This is a genomic window from Devosia oryzisoli, from assembly GCF_014837245.1.
Lineage (GTDB): Bacteria > Pseudomonadota > Alphaproteobacteria > Rhizobiales > Devosiaceae > Devosia > Devosia oryzisoli.
This window is the reverse complement of sequence record NZ_JACYFU010000002.1, coordinates 787,623-804,900: the sequence shown is the minus strand read 5'-3', so window position 1 is coordinate 804,900 and position 17,278 is coordinate 787,623. Positions and strand designations below refer to the sequence as shown.

Annotated in this window: 15 protein-coding genes; 14 read left to right on the top strand and 1 reads right to left on the bottom strand. The window is 62.5% G+C overall.

Annotated features, from left to right (window positions below; genetic code table 11):
• Nucleotides 1–2 precede the first annotated feature (2 nt).
• The 3 genes from IC608_RS10485 to IC608_RS10475 are packed head-to-tail and all read left to right on the top strand — an operon-like array spanning nucleotide 3 to nucleotide 2,998.
• A complete protein-coding gene (locus tag IC608_RS10485) occupies nucleotides 3–1,103 on the top strand; it encodes an efflux RND transporter periplasmic adaptor subunit (protein WP_210316291.1) in 1,101 nt (366 codons plus the stop codon).
• 3 nt (nucleotides 1,104–1,106) lie between these two features.
• On the top strand, nucleotides 1,107–2,309 hold the full coding sequence (locus IC608_RS10480) for an FtsX-like permease family protein (protein ID WP_191775116.1): 1,203 nt from the start codon (nucleotides 1,107–1,109) through the stop codon (nucleotides 2,307–2,309).
• Nucleotides 2,306–2,998: an ABC transporter ATP-binding protein gene (locus IC608_RS10475; RefSeq protein ID WP_191775114.1), complete on the top strand. Its 693-nt coding sequence runs from the start codon at nucleotides 2,306–2,308 to the stop codon at nucleotides 2,996–2,998. Before IC608_RS10480 ends, IC608_RS10475 begins: the two co-directional genes overlap by 4 nt.
• Nucleotides 2,999–3,057: 59 nt before the next feature.
• On the opposite strand, the gene IC608_RS10470 is transcribed toward IC608_RS10475, so the two are convergent.
• Nucleotides 3,058–4,104: a LacI family DNA-binding transcriptional regulator gene (locus IC608_RS10470; protein WP_248306284.1), complete on the bottom strand. Its 1,047-nt coding sequence runs from the start codon at nucleotides 4,102–4,104 to the stop codon at nucleotides 3,058–3,060.
• Nucleotides 4,105–4,316: 212 nt separating this feature from the next.
• On the opposite strand from IC608_RS10470, the gene IC608_RS10465 reads away from it, so the two are divergent.
• The 11 genes from IC608_RS10465 to IC608_RS10415 all read left to right on the top strand — a co-directional run bounded on the left by IC608_RS10465 (nucleotide 4,317) and on the right by IC608_RS10415 (nucleotide 17,006).
• Nucleotides 4,317–5,390, top strand: coding sequence for an ABC transporter ATP-binding protein (locus IC608_RS10465; RefSeq protein WP_191775113.1), 1,074 nt, complete (start codon nucleotides 4,317–4,319; stop codon nucleotides 5,388–5,390).
• 42 nt (nucleotides 5,391–5,432) lie between these two features.
• A complete protein-coding gene (locus tag IC608_RS10460) occupies nucleotides 5,433–6,671 on the top strand; it encodes an ABC transporter substrate-binding protein (protein WP_191775111.1) in 1,239 nt (412 codons plus the stop codon).
• A gap of 65 nt (nucleotides 6,672–6,736) precedes the next feature.
• Entirely contained in the window at nucleotides 6,737–7,669 is a 933-nt protein-coding gene (locus tag IC608_RS10455) for a carbohydrate ABC transporter permease (RefSeq protein WP_191775468.1), read from the top strand.
• A gap of 4 nt (nucleotides 7,670–7,673) precedes the next feature.
• Nucleotides 7,674–8,534: a carbohydrate ABC transporter permease gene (locus IC608_RS10450; RefSeq protein WP_191775109.1), complete on the top strand. Its 861-nt coding sequence runs from the start codon at nucleotides 7,674–7,676 to the stop codon at nucleotides 8,532–8,534.
• A 5-nt stretch (nucleotides 8,535–8,539) separates the two neighbouring features.
• Nucleotides 8,540–10,276, top strand: coding sequence for an L-arabinonate dehydratase (gene araD / locus IC608_RS10445; RefSeq protein ID WP_210316290.1), 1,737 nt, complete (start codon nucleotides 8,540–8,542; stop codon nucleotides 10,274–10,276).
• Between the two features lie 11 nt (nucleotides 10,277–10,287).
• Nucleotides 10,288–11,091: an HpcH/HpaI aldolase family protein gene (locus tag IC608_RS10440; RefSeq protein ID WP_191775106.1), complete on the top strand. Its 804-nt coding sequence runs from the start codon at nucleotides 10,288–10,290 to the stop codon at nucleotides 11,089–11,091.
• A gap of 5 nt (nucleotides 11,092–11,096) precedes the next feature.
• Nucleotides 11,097–11,984 (top strand): SMP-30/gluconolactonase/LRE family protein, encoded by an 888-nt coding sequence (locus IC608_RS10435; protein WP_191775466.1) that lies wholly within the window; start codon nucleotides 11,097–11,099, stop codon nucleotides 11,982–11,984.
• An 8-nt stretch (nucleotides 11,985–11,992) separates the two neighbouring features.
• Entirely contained in the window at nucleotides 11,993–12,757 is a 765-nt protein-coding gene (locus IC608_RS10430) for an SDR family NAD(P)-dependent oxidoreductase (protein WP_191775104.1), read from the top strand.
• Between the two features lie 7 nt (nucleotides 12,758–12,764).
• The gene (locus IC608_RS10425; protein WP_191775102.1) at nucleotides 12,765–14,756 is read left to right on the top strand and encodes an alpha-glucosidase; all 1,992 of its coding nucleotides are present in this window, start codon (nucleotides 12,765–12,767) and stop codon (nucleotides 14,754–14,756) included.
• Nucleotides 14,704–15,528, top strand: a complete 825-nt coding sequence (locus IC608_RS10420) for a sulfite exporter TauE/SafE family protein (RefSeq protein ID WP_191775100.1) — start codon at nucleotides 14,704–14,706, stop codon at nucleotides 15,526–15,528. Before IC608_RS10425 ends, IC608_RS10420 begins: the two co-directional genes overlap by 53 nt.
• Complete coding sequence (locus IC608_RS10415) at nucleotides 15,525–17,006, top strand: NAD-dependent succinate-semialdehyde dehydrogenase (protein WP_191775098.1); 1,482 nt, start codon at nucleotides 15,525–15,527, stop codon at nucleotides 17,004–17,006. The genes IC608_RS10420 and IC608_RS10415 overlap by 4 nt, the downstream gene beginning before the upstream one ends.
• The last annotated feature ends 272 nt before the right edge of the window (nucleotides 17,007–17,278 follow it).

Here is a 17,278-nt window from a genome sequence, read left to right as displayed (position 1 = left end):
GTATGCCGGTGAGTGACATTGAAAGCCGTTCCGCCAATCGCCGGCGCCGTCGGAGAATATGGTACCTCGTTCTTCTGGCGCTCTTCATCGGTGGCGCGAGCTGGCTTGCCATAAACCGGCCTTGGGAGCTCAAGCCAGCCAGCGTCGAGATCGAAGTCGTCGCCAAGGGGCCTGCGAGCCGAATCCTTGCCATAAATGGCCGCGTGAAGCCGACCGAGCAGGTGGAAGTCAGTTCCACGGTCTCGGGTCGAATATTGAGCGTTTCGGTAGCCGAGGGCCAACAAGTCAGTCAGGGAACCCCACTGCTCGTCGTCGACGATACGCAGCAACGTGCAACGGTGGCGCAGGTACGGTCTCAGCTCAATGGGGCCCAGGCACAGCTGGATAAGGCGCAGGTGGACCTCGAGCGCGCCGAGGCATTGACGGCCACCGTGTCGCAGCGCGCGCTGGGCGACTCCCGCCTTGCCGTCCGCACTGCACACGAGGAGGTCGATCGGCTGACCGCATTGCTCGCCCAGGCCGAGGATTTGCTTGCCCAGTACGTCGTGAAGGCTCCGTTGGATGGGACGATCCTGAGCCGCGGCGCCGATGCCGGCCAGGTCGTGAGCAGCACGACTCCGCTGTTCCTGATTGCTGACATGGCGAGCCTGCACGCCGAAGCCAGCGTTGACGAGCTTTATGCGTCCGAGATGCGGCGGGGACTTTCCGTCGTGTCGCGACCGACCGGCCACTCCGGCGTGATCGAAGGGGAGGTTATCTACGTGTCGCCAAGCGTCGATGCGACCACCGGGGGTCGCCTGGTGCGGGTCTCGCTCCCCGGAGCCGGTGAGGCCAATCTGCCCGTGGGGCTCACCGTGATGCTCAACATCGTGGTCGAGGCGCGCGATGACGCCATCACCATACCGCGACAGGCCCTGGTCGCCGCCGACCAGCCAGCAGTCTTCCTGATTGAGGATGGCAGGGCTGTGCTGACACCGGTGCAATATATCGACTGGCCATCCGATCGGTTGATCGTCACCCGGGGATTGGAAGGCGGGGAGAGGCTGATCGTGGACAGTAAAAAGGTCAGGGCCGACGGTGCCCTCGTCGCGGTCAGGGAGTAGCTCGTGCTGTACAGCATCAAGATCGCCACTCGCTATCTCACCGCAACGCGCGGACAGTCGCTGCTGCTCGTTGTCGGGGTGGCCGTAGGTGTCTATGTCTTTGTCTTCATGAGTGCCCTGATCGGGGGCTTGGCTGTGCTGCTGATCGACCGCACGGTCGGCAGCATCGCACATGTCATCGTGGAACCCCCGGATCGGAACCCGGTTTTGTTGCAGGAGGTGCCAGGGGCGCTGCTTGCGGTGCTCAAGTCGAGCCAGCAACGGCCGACCCTGCAATCGGCCGCAGCCTATCTTCCTGTCATCGAAGCAACCCCGCATGTTTCCGTCGTCGTCGGAAAGCTGCTCGGTAACGGCTTCATGGTGAAAGGCGAAGCGGTCGCCCCGGTGCAGATCACCGGCATCGAGGACAAAGACATTTCCGCCATTGCCGACATCGATTCCAGCCTTGTCGCAGGGTCGAGCGAATTGATGCTGGGCACCGCGGTCATCGGCAGCGGGCTGGCCGAAAGCCTCGGGGTCGGCGTTGGGCAGTCCCTGGTGATACGCTCCGAACGCAACGTCGAGCAGTCCATCACCATCGGCGGGATCTTCGAACTTGGGCTGGCGGCGATTGACGAAGCGGCGGTTTACCTCAACATTCGCGCTGCCCGGGTATTGCTCGCCTTGCCCGAGGGGCTGTCGCGCTACGAGGTCAAGCTCGATGACCTGCAGCAGGCGCGCAGCGTGGCCGAAGACCTGCGTGCACGTACCGGGCTCAAGGCGACGGCCTGGCAGGACCAGAATGCGCAACTGCTTGAGGGTCTGACAGCGCAGGCGCGCTCGGGTGACCTCATCAAGGGCTTTGCCCTTGTCACCATCATCATCGGCATTGCCAGCGCACTCCTGCTCTCGACCTATCGTCGGCAGAGCGAAATCGGCATCATGCGGGCCATGGGGGCCAGCCGGGGATTTGTAGTGACTGTCTTCGTGATCCAGGGCGCAATCGTGGGGCTGGCCGGTGGGGTGCTCGGGGCAGGACTGGGCTTTCTTTCGCTGTTGCCGTTCCCGCCACCGGAGATGACCAGCGGTGGCGGCCTTCCGGTCGATTACCGGCAGGGTGCCTATGGTGCCGCGATCGCCCTGACGCTGGCGGGAGCGATAGCGGCGTCCATATGGCCGGCCTATACGGCTTCGCGCATCGATCCCGTAAAGGCAATTGGGCCATGAACGAGGTGCCGCTCGTCGAGGTACGCGACCTGACCAAGGACTATGCAGAAGGGGAAAACGTTGCCCGGGTGCTCAAGGGCGTCCAGCTGACAGTGGCGCAGGGTGAACTCGTGGCTCTGCTCGGCCCCTCAGGCTCGGGCAAGTCCACCCTGCTCAATATCCTGGGCACTCTCATGCGCCCGACCAGCGGCTCGGTGAGGGTTCTGGGGCAGAGTCTGGTTGGTGCCGAAGACCTTGTCCTGACCGAGTTCCGTAACCGCCATATCGGCTTTGTGTTCCAGGCGCACCTGCTGCTGCCCGATTTCACCGCGCTCGAAAATGTCATGTTCCCGGCGGCCGCGCGCCATGGCCGGGAGCGGCATACGGACCGGGCGCGAGCAAGCGAGCTTCTTGATCGCGTCGGCCTCTCGGACCGGCGGGACTACCTGGCGAGCCAGCTTTCGGGCGGGCAGAAACAGCGCGTGGCCGTTGCGCGCTCGCTGATGAACGCGCCTGAACTGGTGCTCGCGGACGAACCCACCGGCAATCTCGACCGCGAGAGCGCAGACCGCGTCATGCAGTTGCTGATAGACATCAACTCGTCGGACGGCACGGGCTTCCTCATCTCCACCCATGACGAAAACATTGCTGCACGCTGCCAGCGGCAAATTTACATGGCTGACGGCAGGATCGCCGACGATCGCCGCTAGGGCTACCGCTTTCGACCAGATGGCCGTCCAGCAAAATCCAGGGTCAGTGTGCCCTTCTTCTAGGCGCTTTGGCGTTCCACCAATCGGAAGCCGGTGTCGATTACGCAATGACTGTCGGAGCGGTCTCCGCGCACATGGTTGATGATCACGCGTGCTGCCTCGGTGCCGATGAGATCGCCCGGAGGCCGGATGGTGGTGAGCGTGGGGATGCAGGACCCCGCAAAATCGAGATCGCCAAAGCCCACTACGGCAATATCACCGGGCACGGAGATGCCACGGCGCTGGCATTCGAAAAGCACGCCCAGGGCGATGTGGTCGTTCGAGCAGGCGATGCCGTCGATGTCGGGAACCCGTTCAAGCGCCTGGCCTAGAAGCAGCGCCCCCAGTTCCACCCCGGCCCTTGCCGGGTTACCTATAATCTCGGCATGCAGGCCCGCCAACCTGAGAGCTTCCTGTACAAAGCCTTGGGCGCGGGTATTGGCGCGGCGGTCCTCCTGCATGCGGGCGCCGAGAAATGCCAGTTGCCGCCGGCCGCGCCCCACGAGGTACTCGGCCGCAGTCCGCCCTACCTTGTCGTGGGAAAAGCCGATGGTCATGTCTATCGACTGGCCGCCCAACTCCCAGATCTCCACGACCGGGGTATTCCCTGCTGCCAGGATCTTGCGCGTTCCGGCGCTGTGGGACTGCCCCGTCAGGACGATTGCGGAGGGAGCCCAGGAAAGCGCTGTGCGGACCAGGCTCTCCTCCTCGCGATCGCTGTACTCACTGTGTCCCAGCATGACCTGCAGGCGCTCTTTGCCCAGTTCGGCCTGCATGGCGGCGACGGTCTCGGCAAAGAAGGCATTGCGCACGGAGGGAACGATGATGCTGACGGCACGGGAGGCGGCCGCGGCCAACCCACCCGCCACCAGGTTTGGCACATAACCGAGTTCATCGATGGCGCCCGTGATGGCCTGCCCGGTCGCGGCGGCCACTGCTTCGGGCCGGCGAAGGTACAGCGATACGGTCGACGGCGAGACGTTTGCCCGCTCGGCGACCGCCTGCATCGTGACCCGCTGCATGCGGCGACGTTTGCGGCCAGTGCGCCTGTCAGGACTTTCGTTCATGGTGCCATCCATTGCAGCGCTGCGAATACGGAGCCCACTCTAATTCAGTTGCCGCGCTCTGCAAAGCCTCTGAAATCATTGGGCAAAAACGGAGATTTCGACATCGGTCCAGGATTTTTGGGCACGCTATTGCAATTCTCAATCGTAGCGCTATTATTTTTGCAGCTAACTGCGAAAGCGGCGCCGGTTACGCCGGCCCTTTGGAGGATCAAATGGCATCGGTAAGCTTCCGCAAGCTCGGCAAGAGTTACGGCGCCCTGCAGATCGTCAAAAACATCGATCTCCAGATTGCCGATAAGGAGTTCGTGGTCCTGGTCGGACCGTCGGGCTGCGGCAAGTCCACCACGCTGCGCATGCTGGCGGGACTGGAGCCCATCTCCTCGGGCGAGGTGGTCATTGGCGACAGGGTGGTCAACGACCTGGCGCCGCGCGAGCGCGACATTGCCATGGTCTTCCAGGACTACGCGCTCTATCCCCATAAGACCGTCTACGAGAACATGGCGTTTAGCCTGAAGGTTCGTGGCGTCAGCGTGGAAGAAACCCGGTCGCGCATCGCAGAGGCGGCGCAGATGCTTGGGATTACTCAACTTCTTGATCGTCGCCCCAGCCAGCTCTCGGGTGGTCAGCGGCAGCGCGTCGCAATGGGGCGGGCGATTGTGCGCCGGCCCAAAGTCTTCCTGTTCGATGAGCCGCTGTCCAATCTCGATGCCAAGCTTCGTGGAGAAGTTCGCACCGAAATCAAGAAGCTGCACCAGCAGATCGGCACGACGATTATCTACGTCACCCATGATCAGGTCGAGGCGATGACGCTGGCCGATCGCATCGTCATCCTGCGCGGCGGCGATATCGAGCAGGTGGGTACGCCGGACGAGGTCTACAACCAGCCGGCCAGCGTGTTCGTTGGAGGCTTTGTCGGCTCCCCGGCCATGAACTTCACCAAAGGGCGTGTGGAGGGCCAGCGCGTGGTGCTGACGCCTACTGACAGCCTTCCTCTGGAGGGGGCGAGACATTCGGGGGCGTTGGCCGATGGGCGGGAACTGGTCGTTGGCATTCGTCCGGAGCATTTCGTGCCCGCGGTGGCTGACGTTCCGCGCCTCGATGGTCAGGTTCTCGTCGTCGAACCGCTGGGGTCTGATACGCTTGTCCACTTCCGGCTTGGCGATGCGACGCTGACGGCGCGGATGCCGCCGGACGTGCGGCCGACGCCTGGGCAGCAGATGTCCTTCGGCGTCGATCCTTCGAAAATTCACCTATTCGATGCCGCCACGGAGCGCGCCATCGTCTAAGCCGCGCCCTCGGCGCGTTTCCGTATGACTTGGGAGGATACCATGAATTTCAAGACGTCCGCTGCCCTGCTCGTCGCAGCCAGCATCCTGTCGATATCGGCCGGGGCCGCCTACGCCCAGACCGAACTAAAGGTCTACATATCAAGCCAGCACCAGCCGGACCTGTGGCGCCAGGCGCTGGACAAGTACGAAGCCTCCAACCCCGACGTTAAGGTCGTTATCGAGACCGGCGGAAACACCTCCGAAGCGCAGGCGCAGTATCTCAACACGGTCATGACCGCCAAGGATTCTTCGCTCGACGTGCTCATTCTCGACATCGTGCGGCCGGCTCAGTTCGCCGCAGCCGGCTGGACCAGCCCCTTCACCGAAGTGGACATGAGCGCCTACCTGCCGGCCTATGCCGATGCCAACACCGTGGATGGCAAGGTCATCGCGCTGCCCGCCTTTGCGGACGCGCAGTTTCTCTACTATCGCACCGACCTGCTGGAAAAATACAACATCAGCCCCCCCTCCACCTGGGAAGACCTGCGTCAGGCCGCCTCGGTGATCAAGGAGCAGGAGAACAATCCTGACCTTCAGGGCGTGTCCTTCGTCGGGAAGGCAATCGAAGGCGCCAACTGCACCTTCCTCGTCCCGTACTGGAGCCAGGGCCAGGAACTGGTGACGGACGGCAAGTTGACCTTCGACCACGATGCGGCCGTCAACGCGCTGTCGCTCTGGAAGGGCATGATCGACGATGGCACCGCCAAGGCCAATATCGCCGAAGTCGCGACCGACGACGTCCGCAAGGACTTCCAGGCCGGCAACGCGATCTTTGCGGTGAATTGGTCCTATGCCTGGGCGCAGGCACAGGGACCGGAGTCCGCCGTGGCCGGCAAGGTGGGCGTTGTGCCGGTGCCGCGCATGGAAGGCGGCGAACCGACGACCTGCCTTGGTGGCTGGGAGTGGAGCGTCTCTGCCTACTCGACGCACCAAGAGGAGGCCCACGATCTCGTCAAGTATCTTGCGAGCCCTGAGGTCTCCAAGTTCATGGCAATCAACGGGGCTCTCTTGCCTACCTACGGCGATCTCTACACCGACCCCGAGGTGACTGCGGCAGCGCCATGGTTCGCCAATGCGAAGGCTGTCGTCGAGACAGCAAAGCCGCGCCCGGTGACGCCTCGCTACAATGAGGTCTCAGAGGTGATCCGCACCACCGTCAACGCGGTGATGGCGGGCGTGTCCACGCCTGAAGAAGGCGCTGATCTCATCGAGTCCAGGCTCTCCCGCATCCTGCGCTGATCCATAACAGGGGCGCGGCGGGAGCCTGCCGCGCCTCCCCGGAAATCAGGACCCACGACATGACCATGACCGGCAGCACCAAAAGCAGTCGCACGATAGACGGGAATGTCACGCCTTGGTGGGTTCGATATTTCGATCCCAGCGACCGCGCTCTGGCGGTGCTGCTTCTGGCGCCGGCCGCCGTCCTCCTGGCGATGATCATCGTCTATCCGGTCTGCCGGCTGATCTACACCAGCTTCTTCAACCTGTCTCTGACCTCCGGCCTTCCCGCGGAATTCGTTGGTTTCGAGAACTTTCAGTTCATGCTGGAAGATCCGGTTTTCTGGCAGACTACGGGCAACACCGTCCTGATCACATTCGTGACGGTCCCGGGTGCCCTGGTGGTCGGCCTGGCCCTGGCCTTGATGGCAAACCTGCCGTTTCGCCGGCAGTGGCCCGTGCGCCTGTCCCTGCTCATTCCGTGGGCCCTGCCGCTCTCCTTTGCGGGCCTGATCTTTGCCTGGTTCTTCCACTCCGAATATGGCGTGGTCAACGACGTCCTCGGGCGTTTTGGCGTCGAGCCCATTATCTGGTTCAACTCCCCGCAATGGGCGATGGCAGCCATCTGTCTCACCATCATCTGGAAGACCTCCTCCTTCATGGCTCTGATCATCCTTGCGGGGCTGCAGACCATCCCCCGCTCGCTTTACGAGGCCGCCGACGTCGATGGCGCAGGGCGGATCCGCCAGTTCTTCGAGATCACCCTGCCGCTGCTCAAGCCATCGATCGTGGTGGCGCTGATCTTCCGCACGATCACCGCTCTGCAGACGTTCGACATTCCCTACATGATGACCAATGGTGGCCCCGGTACATCCACGGCGACGCTGGCGATGTACATCCACCAGAACACCGTTTCCTTTCTCGACCTGGGCTACGGCTCGGCGCTGGCGGTGGTGATGTTCGCCCTCTCGATGTGCGTAACAGCGGTCTATCTCCGCATGATCCGGACCAAGGGGTAAAGCCATGCGCTCGTCCGCCATCTCCGCCTCCCCCGTCGATTCCCTTCTTTCGGGAACGCCTCTGCGTCTGATTGTTGGCCTTATCCTGTTGACCAATGGATTTTTCCCGGCGCTCTGGATCCTGTTCACCTCGCTCAAGCTTGAACCGGAACTGACGCAGCAACCGATAACCTGGCTGCCCTCCGACCCGACGATCCAGAACTACGTCCAGGCCTTTTCGGACCAGCCCCTGGGATTGTTCCTGTTCAACAGCTTCGCCGTAGCCCTTCTCTCCACTGCCCTCACCCTGTTGGTGTCGGTGCTGGCGGCCTATGCCCTGGCAAGACTGAATCTGCGGTATCGCGGCCTCATTCTGTCATTGATCATCGCCGTTTCCACGTTCCCCCTGGTGACCCTGCTGGTGCCGCTGTTCGAGATCATGCGGGCGCTGAACCTGCTCAACAGCTGGACGGCGCTGGTGCTGCCCTACACTGTGCTCAGCCTGCCGATCTGCACCCTGATGCTGGTCTCGTTCTTCGAGGGCATTCCGCGCGATCTTGAGAATGCCGCCATGATCGATGGTTGCACCCGTATCGGCGCGCTTTTCAAGGTGGTCGTGCCGCTGGCCGCCCCAGGCGTGTTCACGGCCGGTATTCTGGCTTTCGTCAATGCCTGGGACGAGTTTCTGCTCGCATTGTCGTTCAATTCCAGCCCCAATCTGCGCACGCTGCCGGTGGGAATCCAGCTCTACCAGGGCGAGTTCACCTTCCCCTGGCCAGTGATCTCGGCCGCGCTCGTGGTCGGCATCGTGCCGGTTGCGATCCTGATCGTGATCTTCCAGGAGCGTGTCGTATCCGGACTGACCTCGGGCGGCATTAAGGGATGACTACCATGACCGGACGCCGAGACATTTCGGAGCTGCGCAGCCAGCGCTGGTTCGCCTCCGATGACATGCGCGGCTTCGCGCACCGCCAGCGGACTCAGCAGATGGGCATGCGGCGCGACGAGTTCATGAATCGGCCGGTGATCGCGATCATCAATACCTGGAGCGAAATGAGCCCTTGCCACGCGCACCTGCGCGACCGGGCAGAGGCGGTCAAGCGCGGCATCTGGCAGGCTGGTGGCTACCCTGTGGAACTGCCCGCGCTTTCCGTCGGCGAGGTGATGGTCAAGCCATCCACCATGCTCTACCGCAACTTCCTGGCGATGGAATGCGAGGAGTTGCTGCGATCCCATCCCGTCGATGGGGCGGTGCTTTTGGGGGGCTGCGACAAGTCTACACCCGGACTGCTGATGGGCGCGATTTCCATGGATCTCCCCATCATCTTCTGCCCGGCCGGACCGATGGCCAACGGCCAATGGCGCGGTCAAAAGACCGGAGCCGGCACCCATACCAAGAAGTACTGGGACGAACTGCGGGCAGGCAACATCACGCAGGACGACTGGGTAGACCTCGAGAGCCGCATGACGCGCTCCATCGGCACCTGCAATACCATGGGAACGGCTTCCACGATGACATCCATCGTGGATGCGATGGGGCTGACCTTGCCTGGTGCTTCCTCGATCCCTGCGGTGGACTCCGGCCATACCCGCATGGCCTCGGCCTGCGGGGTGCGGATCGTCGAGATGGTCTGGGCAGATCTCAAGCCCTCGGACCTGCTCGACAGGGCCAGCTTCAACAATGGCCTGGTCGCCTATATGGCCCTGGGTGGCTCGACCAATGCCGCGGTCCATCTGGTGGCCATGGCGCGCCGTGCCGGCGTGAACCTGACGCTCGACGACATGGCAGAGGTTGCGGAGCGAGTGCCCGTCTGTGCGAACCTGTTCCCCTCCGGCCAATATCTGATGGAAGATTTCTATTTCGCCGGCGGCATTCTGGCCCAGCTCAACAAGCTCTCGCGCCACCTCGACCTGACGCGCCCGACGGTGAACGGCAGGACGCTGGGCGAGAACCTGGCCGGAGCGGAGTGCTGGAATGACGATGTTATCCGGGGCGAGGATGACCCGATTGTGCCGCTCTCGAAAGGCAAGACGCTTGCTGTCCTGCGGGGCAATCTCTCGCCCAGTGGCGCGGTGATGAAATCTTCGGCTGCCAATCCGAAGTTCCTGCGGCATGTCGGGCCAGCGATCGTGTTCGACAATCCCGGTGACATGAACAGGACTTTGGACGATCCGGACCTCGATATCACCGAGAACACCGTGATCATCCTGCGTAATGCCGGGCCGGTCGGTGCGCCCGGCATGCCTGAATGGGGCAACCTGCCGATCCCGAAAAAACTGCTGATGCAGGGCGTGCGGGACATGGTCCGCATCTGCGACGGACGGATGAGCGGCACGCATTACGGCACCTGCATCCTGCATGTGACACCTGAGGCGGCCGTTGGTGGCCCTCTAGCCCTGGTCCAGACGGGCGACCTGATCGAGCTCGATGTGCGCGCCGGCACGCTGAACATGCTCGTTGAAGAGACAGAGCTCTCTCGCCGGCGGGCGGCATGGGTCCCCACCGCTGTCAGGTATGGACGCTCTTTTGCGGCGCTCTATCAGCAGCATGTCAGCCAGGCCGACGAGGGTTGCGACTTCGACTTCCTGTCCAGGGGCGATCCGGTTGCCGAGCCCGTGATCTATTGAGGAAACTTGAGATGGACATCACCAACCGCTTCAAAAGCTGGATGGAAAGCGGCACCACGACGCCGCTCGGCACCTGGCTGATGTCGGGTGCACCTGCGACTGCGGAGGCCATGGGCTATTGCGGGTTCGATTTTCTGGTGGTGGACATGGAGCATGTCCCCATCGAGATCGCTGACCTGGCGCAGCTCTTGCGGGCAATCGGCTGCACCCCGGCAGAGCCTGTTGTGCGGCTTGCCTGGAACGATCGGGTGCTCATCAAGCGCGCCATGGATGCAGGTGCACAGACGCTGATGCTGCCTTTCGTCCAGACCGCCGAGGAGGCTCGCGAAGCTTCGGCCTCCATGCGTTATCCGCCCGATGGGGCGCGAGGTGTGGCGGCGGTCCACAGAGCCTCCCGCTTCGGCCGGGCCAGTGACTATTTTCGACGCGCCAACGGTCAGGCCTACACGATCGTTCAGCTCGAGACGCCGGAGGCGATCGAGCGTATGCCCGAGATCGCCGCAGTTGATGGGGTAAACGCCCTTTTCGTGGGGCCCGGAGACCTGTCCGCCGCTATGGGGCATATCGGCGATATCGGTCATGCCGAGGTGCAGGCCCTGATCGCCAAGGCCGCCAAGGACTGCGCGGCGGCCGGAAAGCCGATCGGTATCGTCGGGCCCAATCCCGAGATGGTCCGACGGTTCCTCGGCTACGGCTATTCCTTCGCCGCCATGGCATCGGACATGGCCATGATGATCGGTCGCGGCAGTGAGTGGTTGTCGCAGGTAAAGGGGGCTCCCGAAGACGCCCCTGTTGCCCCAGCGGCGGCCTATTGACGGCCATGCACGGGTTCTCGCTGGTTCTCGACGTCAAGGCCGCACTGGGGGAGTGTCCCCTATGGTGCACGGAAGATAAGGTGCTCTACTTCGTCGACATCAAGCAATGCCGGATCCATCGCTATGATCCAATATCACGCGACCATTCGAGTGTCCTGCTGCCCGAGGAAGTGAGTTGTATCGGGCTGGCCAAGGGAGGCGGCTTTGTTGCCGGGCTGCGTTCCGGAATCTGGCTCGTCGGCACCGATGGACAGGTCCGGCGCAAGCTGGCGGACAATCCTGAGAACCTCGCTACCAGCCGCTTTAACGACGGCACGGTGGACCCGGCGGGGCGCTTTGTGGCCGGCACCGTCGATGAGACACGGGCAGAAGGAACAGCTGCCCTCTATTGTCTTTCCAGCAGCGGGCTCCGCTTGCTCAGGGACGGCCTTCTCACATCCAACGGCACCGCCTTTTCTCCCGACGGGACGACGCTTTATCACTCCGACACGCTGCGCTACGTCGTTTACGCGCATGATTATGATCTGGCGACAGGGACGATCAGTGGTACGCGGGATTTCATCCGATTTCACCCGAAGGGGAATGAAAAGGGGCGCCCTGACGGTGCCGCAGTGGATGTCGAAGGTTGCTACTGGACGGCCCTTTTCGAAGGCAGCAGGGTGCAGCGTTATGCCCCGGACGGGCGGCTTCTCGCCGAGTTCCCTGTGCCCGCTTTCTGCCCGACCATGGTGGCATTCGGCGGGGACGACCGCAGAACGCTCTTTGTGACATCCGCTCGATCCGATCGTTCGACCGAAGAGCTCGAAGCGTACCCGCAGTCAGGCGGCCTGTTTGCCATGACCGTGGACGTGCCAGGACTGGAAAAGCCACTCTTTGACGTTACTGCAAGATAGGCAACCCAATGACCTCGCCCTACGCTACCGTCCAATACGGTTCGCTCCAGGATCGCGCAGTCCTGATCACCGGCGGAGCTTCCGGGCTGGGCCAGGAGATGGTCAAAGCCTATGCCGCCCAAGGCGCCCGCGTCGCTTTCATCGATATTGACACCGAGGCGGGGGAGCGCACAGCGCGGGACACCGGTACGGCGTTCCATCGCTGCGACCTCACCGATATTGCCGCCCTCCGCAGCACCATCGCGACCATCGAGGGTAAGCTGGGCGGCATCGACGTCCTCATCAACAACGCCGGCAAGGATGACCGGCATGCGGTCGGCGATGTCGACCCCGACAGCTGGCGCCGGACGCTGGCCCTCAACCTCGATCACCAGTTTTTCGCCACTCAGGCTGTGGTGCCGGGCATGAGCGCCCGGGGTGGGGGGAGCATCATCATGCTTGGATCCGTGTCATGGATGCGCGGGCGGCCCAACATGATCGGCTATACCACCGCCAAGGCCGCCATCAACGGGATGACCCGATCGTTGGCCAGGGAACTCGGCGAGCACAACGTCCGTGTCAACTGTATCGTCCCGGGCGCCATCCTGACCGAGCGGCAGGAGAGATTGTGGCTGACCCCCGAATTGAACCAGAGCTTCATTGACCTGCAGGCGCTCAAGTTCCGCCTCGACGCCACTCACGTGGCTCGCATGGCCCTGTTCCTGGGCTCCGACGAAAGCAGCGGTTGCACGGGCGCCAATTTCATCGTCGATGCCGGCTTGACGCAGAACTGAGAACGACATGCAGATCACCCAGACTCCGTCCGGCTTCACCCTTTCCCTCAAGGGCCGTGTGCTCATTGACCATTCCGGCGACGCACCTTGCCTCTTTGTGGGGCAAGGCGATGCCCGGATGGACATGTATCGGGGCAATTTCGATATCGAGGACTATGTGACCGAACGCAGTCCGCTGCGTTATGCCCGGATTTCTGGCAAGACCATCTCTTTTTCGGCGGCGGAGGGTCAGCCGGTCCGTCTGGTGCTTAGCGTCGGGGAAAGCACCCTTGACTTTGAGGCTCCGGACCGCTCGATCAACCGCGTGTGGCTGCGCATTGCGGCCGAGAGGGACGAGCATGTCTGGGGCGGCGGAGAGCAGATGTCGTATTTCGACATGCGAGGCCGACGCTTCCCCCTTTGGACGTCCGAGCCCGGCGTAGGGCGGGACAAGACGACGGAAATCACCTTCAAGGCGGACGTGACGGGCAAGTCCGGTGGCGACTACTACAACACCAACTACCCCCAGCCCACCTATCTCTCGTCGCGCCGTTATGCGCTGCATCTGGAAACGACCGCCTATTCAGCGTTTGATTTCCGCCAGGAGCAAGTGCACGAAATCGAGGTCTGGGCGGTACCGGAGCGGATCGAGTTCTTCGCTGCGCCAAGCTTTATCGAGCTGGTCGAACGACTTTCGCTTCGGTTCGGACGTCAACCGCCACTGCCCGACTGGATTTATAACGGTGCCATCGTCGGCCTCAAGGACGGCGTCAACTCGTTTGAACGGCTGGAAAATTTCCTGGCGGCCGGTGTGAAAGTGTCCGGACTTTGGTGCGAAGACTGGGTGGGCCTGCGCCACACGACATTCGGAGCGCGCCTGTTCTGGGATTGGCAGGCCAATGACGAACGCTACCCGAACCTGCGCCAACGCATCGCTGAACTGGCGGACCGCGATATCCGTTTCCTCGGCTATGTGAACCCTTACCTTTGCGCTGATGGCCCCCTGTTCGTCGAAGCCGAAGAGGCAGGCTATTTCGCCAAGAATGCCGATAACCAGACGGCCCTGGTCGATTTCGGTGAGTTCGACTGCGGCGTCGTCGACTTCACCAACCCCAAGGCCAGCGACTGGTTTGCCGAGCGGGTCATCGGGCAGAGTATGCTCGACTTCGGCCTTTCCGGCTGGATGGCAGACTTCGGTGAATACCTGCCAATCGACGTGACGCTTGCCAATGGCGTTGATGCCCGCCTGATGCACAACGCCTGGCCGACGCTTTGGGCTGAAGTGAACGCGCGGGCCGTCGCCAGTCGCGGCAAGACCGGGGAGGCCCTGTTCTTCATGCGCGCCGGCTTTACCGGTGTCGGTGCTCACTGTCCGCTCCTCTGGGGCGGTGATCAGTCAGTCGATTTTTCGCGCCATGACGGGCTGGTGACCGTTATCTGCGCGGCACTTTCTTCCGGCCTCCTCGGGAACGCCTATCACCACTCCGATATTGGTGGCTACACCAGTCTTTTCGGCAATGTTCGGACACCCGAACTGCTGATGCGGTGGGCGGAAATGGCGGCCTTTACTCCTGTGATGCGCAGCCATGAGGGCAATCGGCCGGCGGAAAACCTTCAGATCGATCAGGACCCCGAGGTCCTGAGCCATTTCGCCCGGATGACCGCGATCTACGTGCACCTTGCGCCCTATCTGCGCACTCTGTCTGCGGAGGCTGTTGCGCGCGGCCTGCCGGTGCAGCGGCCTCTGTTCCTCCATCACGAGGACGATCCGGCGACCTACACGATCCAGGACGCGTATCTCTATGGCGCCGACATGCTCGTCGCTCCGGTTTGGCGCCCCGGAGAGAAGGATCGAACCGTCCATCTTCCCTCCGGCCGGCAGTGGGTTCATGCCTGGACCGGGCAGGCGTATCGGGGAGGTGCCGCGGTCACGGTCGCCGCACCCCTGTGCCAACCGGCCGTCTTCTATGCTGAAGACGCCGCCATGGCCGATCTGTTTGCTCGGCTGCGGAATCTCTGAGGTGGACTGGACCAATCTGGTTTGGCTGTTCCTGCTCGCTGGCCTGGCGGCCTACATCCAGACCATGACCGGCTTCGCCTTCGGCTTGCTGATGATGGCCGGCATCGCGATGCTGAACCTCATTCCTCTTCCGGATGCCGCAGTTGTCGTCGGCCTTTTGACGCTGATCAATGCTATCCAGATGCTGGCCCGGGGCTGGCGGGATGTTGCATGGGATCAGTTCCGCCTCATCATCGGACCCAGCCTCATGATGCTTGTGGGCGGCTATTGGCTGCTTGAGTATCTGGCTGATACAAATCTGGATGGCCTGCGCCTGCTGCTGGGTGTCGTGATCATTGGAGCAAGCATACAGCTCTCTCTTCGGCCGCATCCACGCCAGCACCTGTCCCGCCCTCCCTCTTTTGTGGTCGCCGGAGCGCTGGCAGGGATCTTGGGTGGGATGTTCTCGACGGCGGGCCCGCCCCTCATCTACCACATGTATCGCCAACCGTTACCACATGCGGTCGTCCGCCAGACCCTGGTTCTGGTGTTTGCCATCAACGCGGTCCTACGGCTCGTTCTGGTAGGGGTATCGGGGAACTGGCCCGGACGCGCCGCTGCCTGGGCCCTTGTGGCGGCACCTGCCGTCATGGTTCTCACCTTCGCCGCCAAGCGCTGGCCGCCGCCGCTCTCCCCGCTGGCCATACGACGCGTCGCCTTTTTCCTGCTTTTGTTGACCGGTGTCTTCCTGGCGCTGCCTGCCCTCCTCAAACTATCTGGAGTATCTCCATGACTGAACTTCGCGAACTGCCCCTGACTGACCCGTCGCTTCTGGTGTCGCAGGCTTACGTGGGGGGCGAGTGGATAGATGCGCCTGACGGCAAGACGTTCGACGTTACCGATCCCTACGATGGATCCTGCCTCGCGCGCCTGCCCGATCTGGGGCCTGAGACCGTCCGACACGCCATCGATGTGGCGCATGAGGTTCAGCGGGCCTGGGCCGGCAAGACAGCCAAGGAACGATCCCTCGTGCTGCGTCGCTGGTATGACCTCATCATGTCCAACGTTGATGACCTCGCCCTGATCCTGACGTCCGAGCAGGGAAAGCCGCTGGCCGAAGCCAGGGGCGAGATCATCTCCAACGCGGCCTACATCGAATGGTTTGCAGAAGAAGCCAAGCGCATTAACGGCGACATCATTCCGGGGGCAACCCCGCAGCAGCGTATCCTGGTGCTCAAACAGCCCGTGGGGGTCTGCGCCGCCATTACGCCCTGGAACTTCCCCAATGGCATGATCACCCGCAAGGCGGGCCCCGCCCTGGCAGTGGGGTGCACCATGATCCTTAAGCCTGCCTCGCAAACTCCGTTGTCGGCGTTGGCTCTGGCGGTACTGGCGGAGCGGGCGGGCGTACCCAAGGGGGCCTTTTCCGTCGTCACCGGCGCCGCAAGACCTATTGGGGAAGAATTCTGCCGCAATCCCAAGATCGCCAAGATCACCTTCACTGGATCGACCGGAGTTGGCCGCTGGCTGATGCGTGAAGCCGCCGACGGCATCAAGCGCCTGTCCCTCGAACTTGGGGGTAACGCGCCCTTCATCGTCTTCGATGATGCCGATCTCGATGCCGCCGTCGATGGTGCCATGATTTCTAAGTTCCGCAACGCCGGCCAGACTTGCGTCTGTGCCAACCGCATCTATGTCCAGGAAGGCGTGGTGGACGCGTTCTCCGAGAGGTTGGTTGCCAAAGTTGCCGAAATCCGCCTGGGGCGGGGGACGGATCCAGCAACGCAGCAAGGCCCGCTCATCGATGAGAAGGCACTGGCCAAGATGGAGGAGCATGTCGCCGATGCCCTCGCCAAGGGCGGCAAAATCCTGGCCGGTGGTACACGCTCCGCGCTGGGCGGCAACTTTTATGAGCCGACCGTCATGACGGGGATAACGCAGGCCATGAAGGTCGCCCAGGAGGAGACGTTCGCGCCCCTGGCCCCGATTATCTCCTTCAAGGACGAGGCCGACGTCATCGCCATGGCCAACGACAGTGAGTTCGGACTGGCCTCTTACTTTTTTGCCAAGGACATGGCGCGGGTGTTCCGCGTAGCAGAAGCGCTCGAGGCGGGCATGGTCGGTGTCAACACGGGTATGCTTGCCAACGAGATGGCGCCGTTCGGCGGTGTCAAGCAATCCGGGCTCGGCAGGGAGGGGTCGAAATACGGCATCGAAGGCTTCGTTGAAACGAAATATGTCTGCCTGTCAGGTCTTTGGCCTACGGTTTAGCGACCTGACGCTGCGGTGAGGGCTCGGCACGCTGCCGGGTCGCTCCGTTGCCTCGTTGCCGACGGAACTAACGCGTTTTGGAGCTTCCGGAAAACGCCAACCGTAGCCTGGCGTGCACTGCCGCGCACTGGTGAGGCTTCAGTGCCGAATTGGGTGCGCGGCAGCCTCTGCCGATGCGCCGACAGGCACATTAACCTTTCCTCTTAAGATAAACGCGCGGAAATGCTTTGTATTTCTTGGACTTAGGTCATTATCCACCGAGAACTTCATCG

Bases quoted from the DNA above. Each gene is read 5' to 3' on its own strand.
- IC608_RS10485 (WP_210316291.1), top strand. From the start codon at position 3: ATGCCGGTGAGTGACATTGAAAGCCGTTCCGCCAATCGCCGGCGCCGT.
- IC608_RS10475 (WP_191775114.1), top strand. From the start codon at position 2,306: ATGAACGAGGTGCCGCTCGTCGAGGTACGCGACCTGACCAAGGACTAT.
- IC608_RS10470 (WP_248306284.1), bottom strand. From the start codon at position 4,104: ATGAACGAAAGTCCTGACAGGCGCACTGGCCGCAAACGTCGCCGCATG.
- IC608_RS10465 (WP_191775113.1), top strand. From the start codon at position 4,317: ATGGCATCGGTAAGCTTCCGCAAGCTCGGCAAGAGTTACGGCGCCCTG.
- IC608_RS10460 (WP_191775111.1), top strand. From the start codon at position 5,433: ATGAATTTCAAGACGTCCGCTGCCCTGCTCGTCGCAGCCAGCATCCTG.
- IC608_RS10455 (WP_191775468.1), top strand. From the start codon at position 6,737: ATGACCGGCAGCACCAAAAGCAGTCGCACGATAGACGGGAATGTCACG.
- IC608_RS10450 (WP_191775109.1), top strand. From the start codon at position 7,674: ATGCGCTCGTCCGCCATCTCCGCCTCCCCCGTCGATTCCCTTCTTTCG.
- araD (WP_210316290.1), top strand. From the start codon at position 8,540: ATGACCGGACGCCGAGACATTTCGGAGCTGCGCAGCCAGCGCTGGTTC.
- IC608_RS10440 (WP_191775106.1), top strand. From the start codon at position 10,288: ATGGACATCACCAACCGCTTCAAAAGCTGGATGGAAAGCGGCACCACG.
- IC608_RS10435 (WP_191775466.1), top strand. From the start codon at position 11,097: ATGCACGGGTTCTCGCTGGTTCTCGACGTCAAGGCCGCACTGGGGGAG.
- IC608_RS10430 (WP_191775104.1), top strand. From the start codon at position 11,993: ATGACCTCGCCCTACGCTACCGTCCAATACGGTTCGCTCCAGGATCGC.
- IC608_RS10425 (WP_191775102.1), top strand. From the start codon at position 12,765: ATGCAGATCACCCAGACTCCGTCCGGCTTCACCCTTTCCCTCAAGGGC.
- IC608_RS10420 (WP_191775100.1), top strand. From the start codon at position 14,704: ATGCTGAAGACGCCGCCATGGCCGATCTGTTTGCTCGGCTGCGGAATC.
- IC608_RS10415 (WP_191775098.1), top strand. From the start codon at position 15,525: ATGACTGAACTTCGCGAACTGCCCCTGACTGACCCGTCGCTTCTGGTG.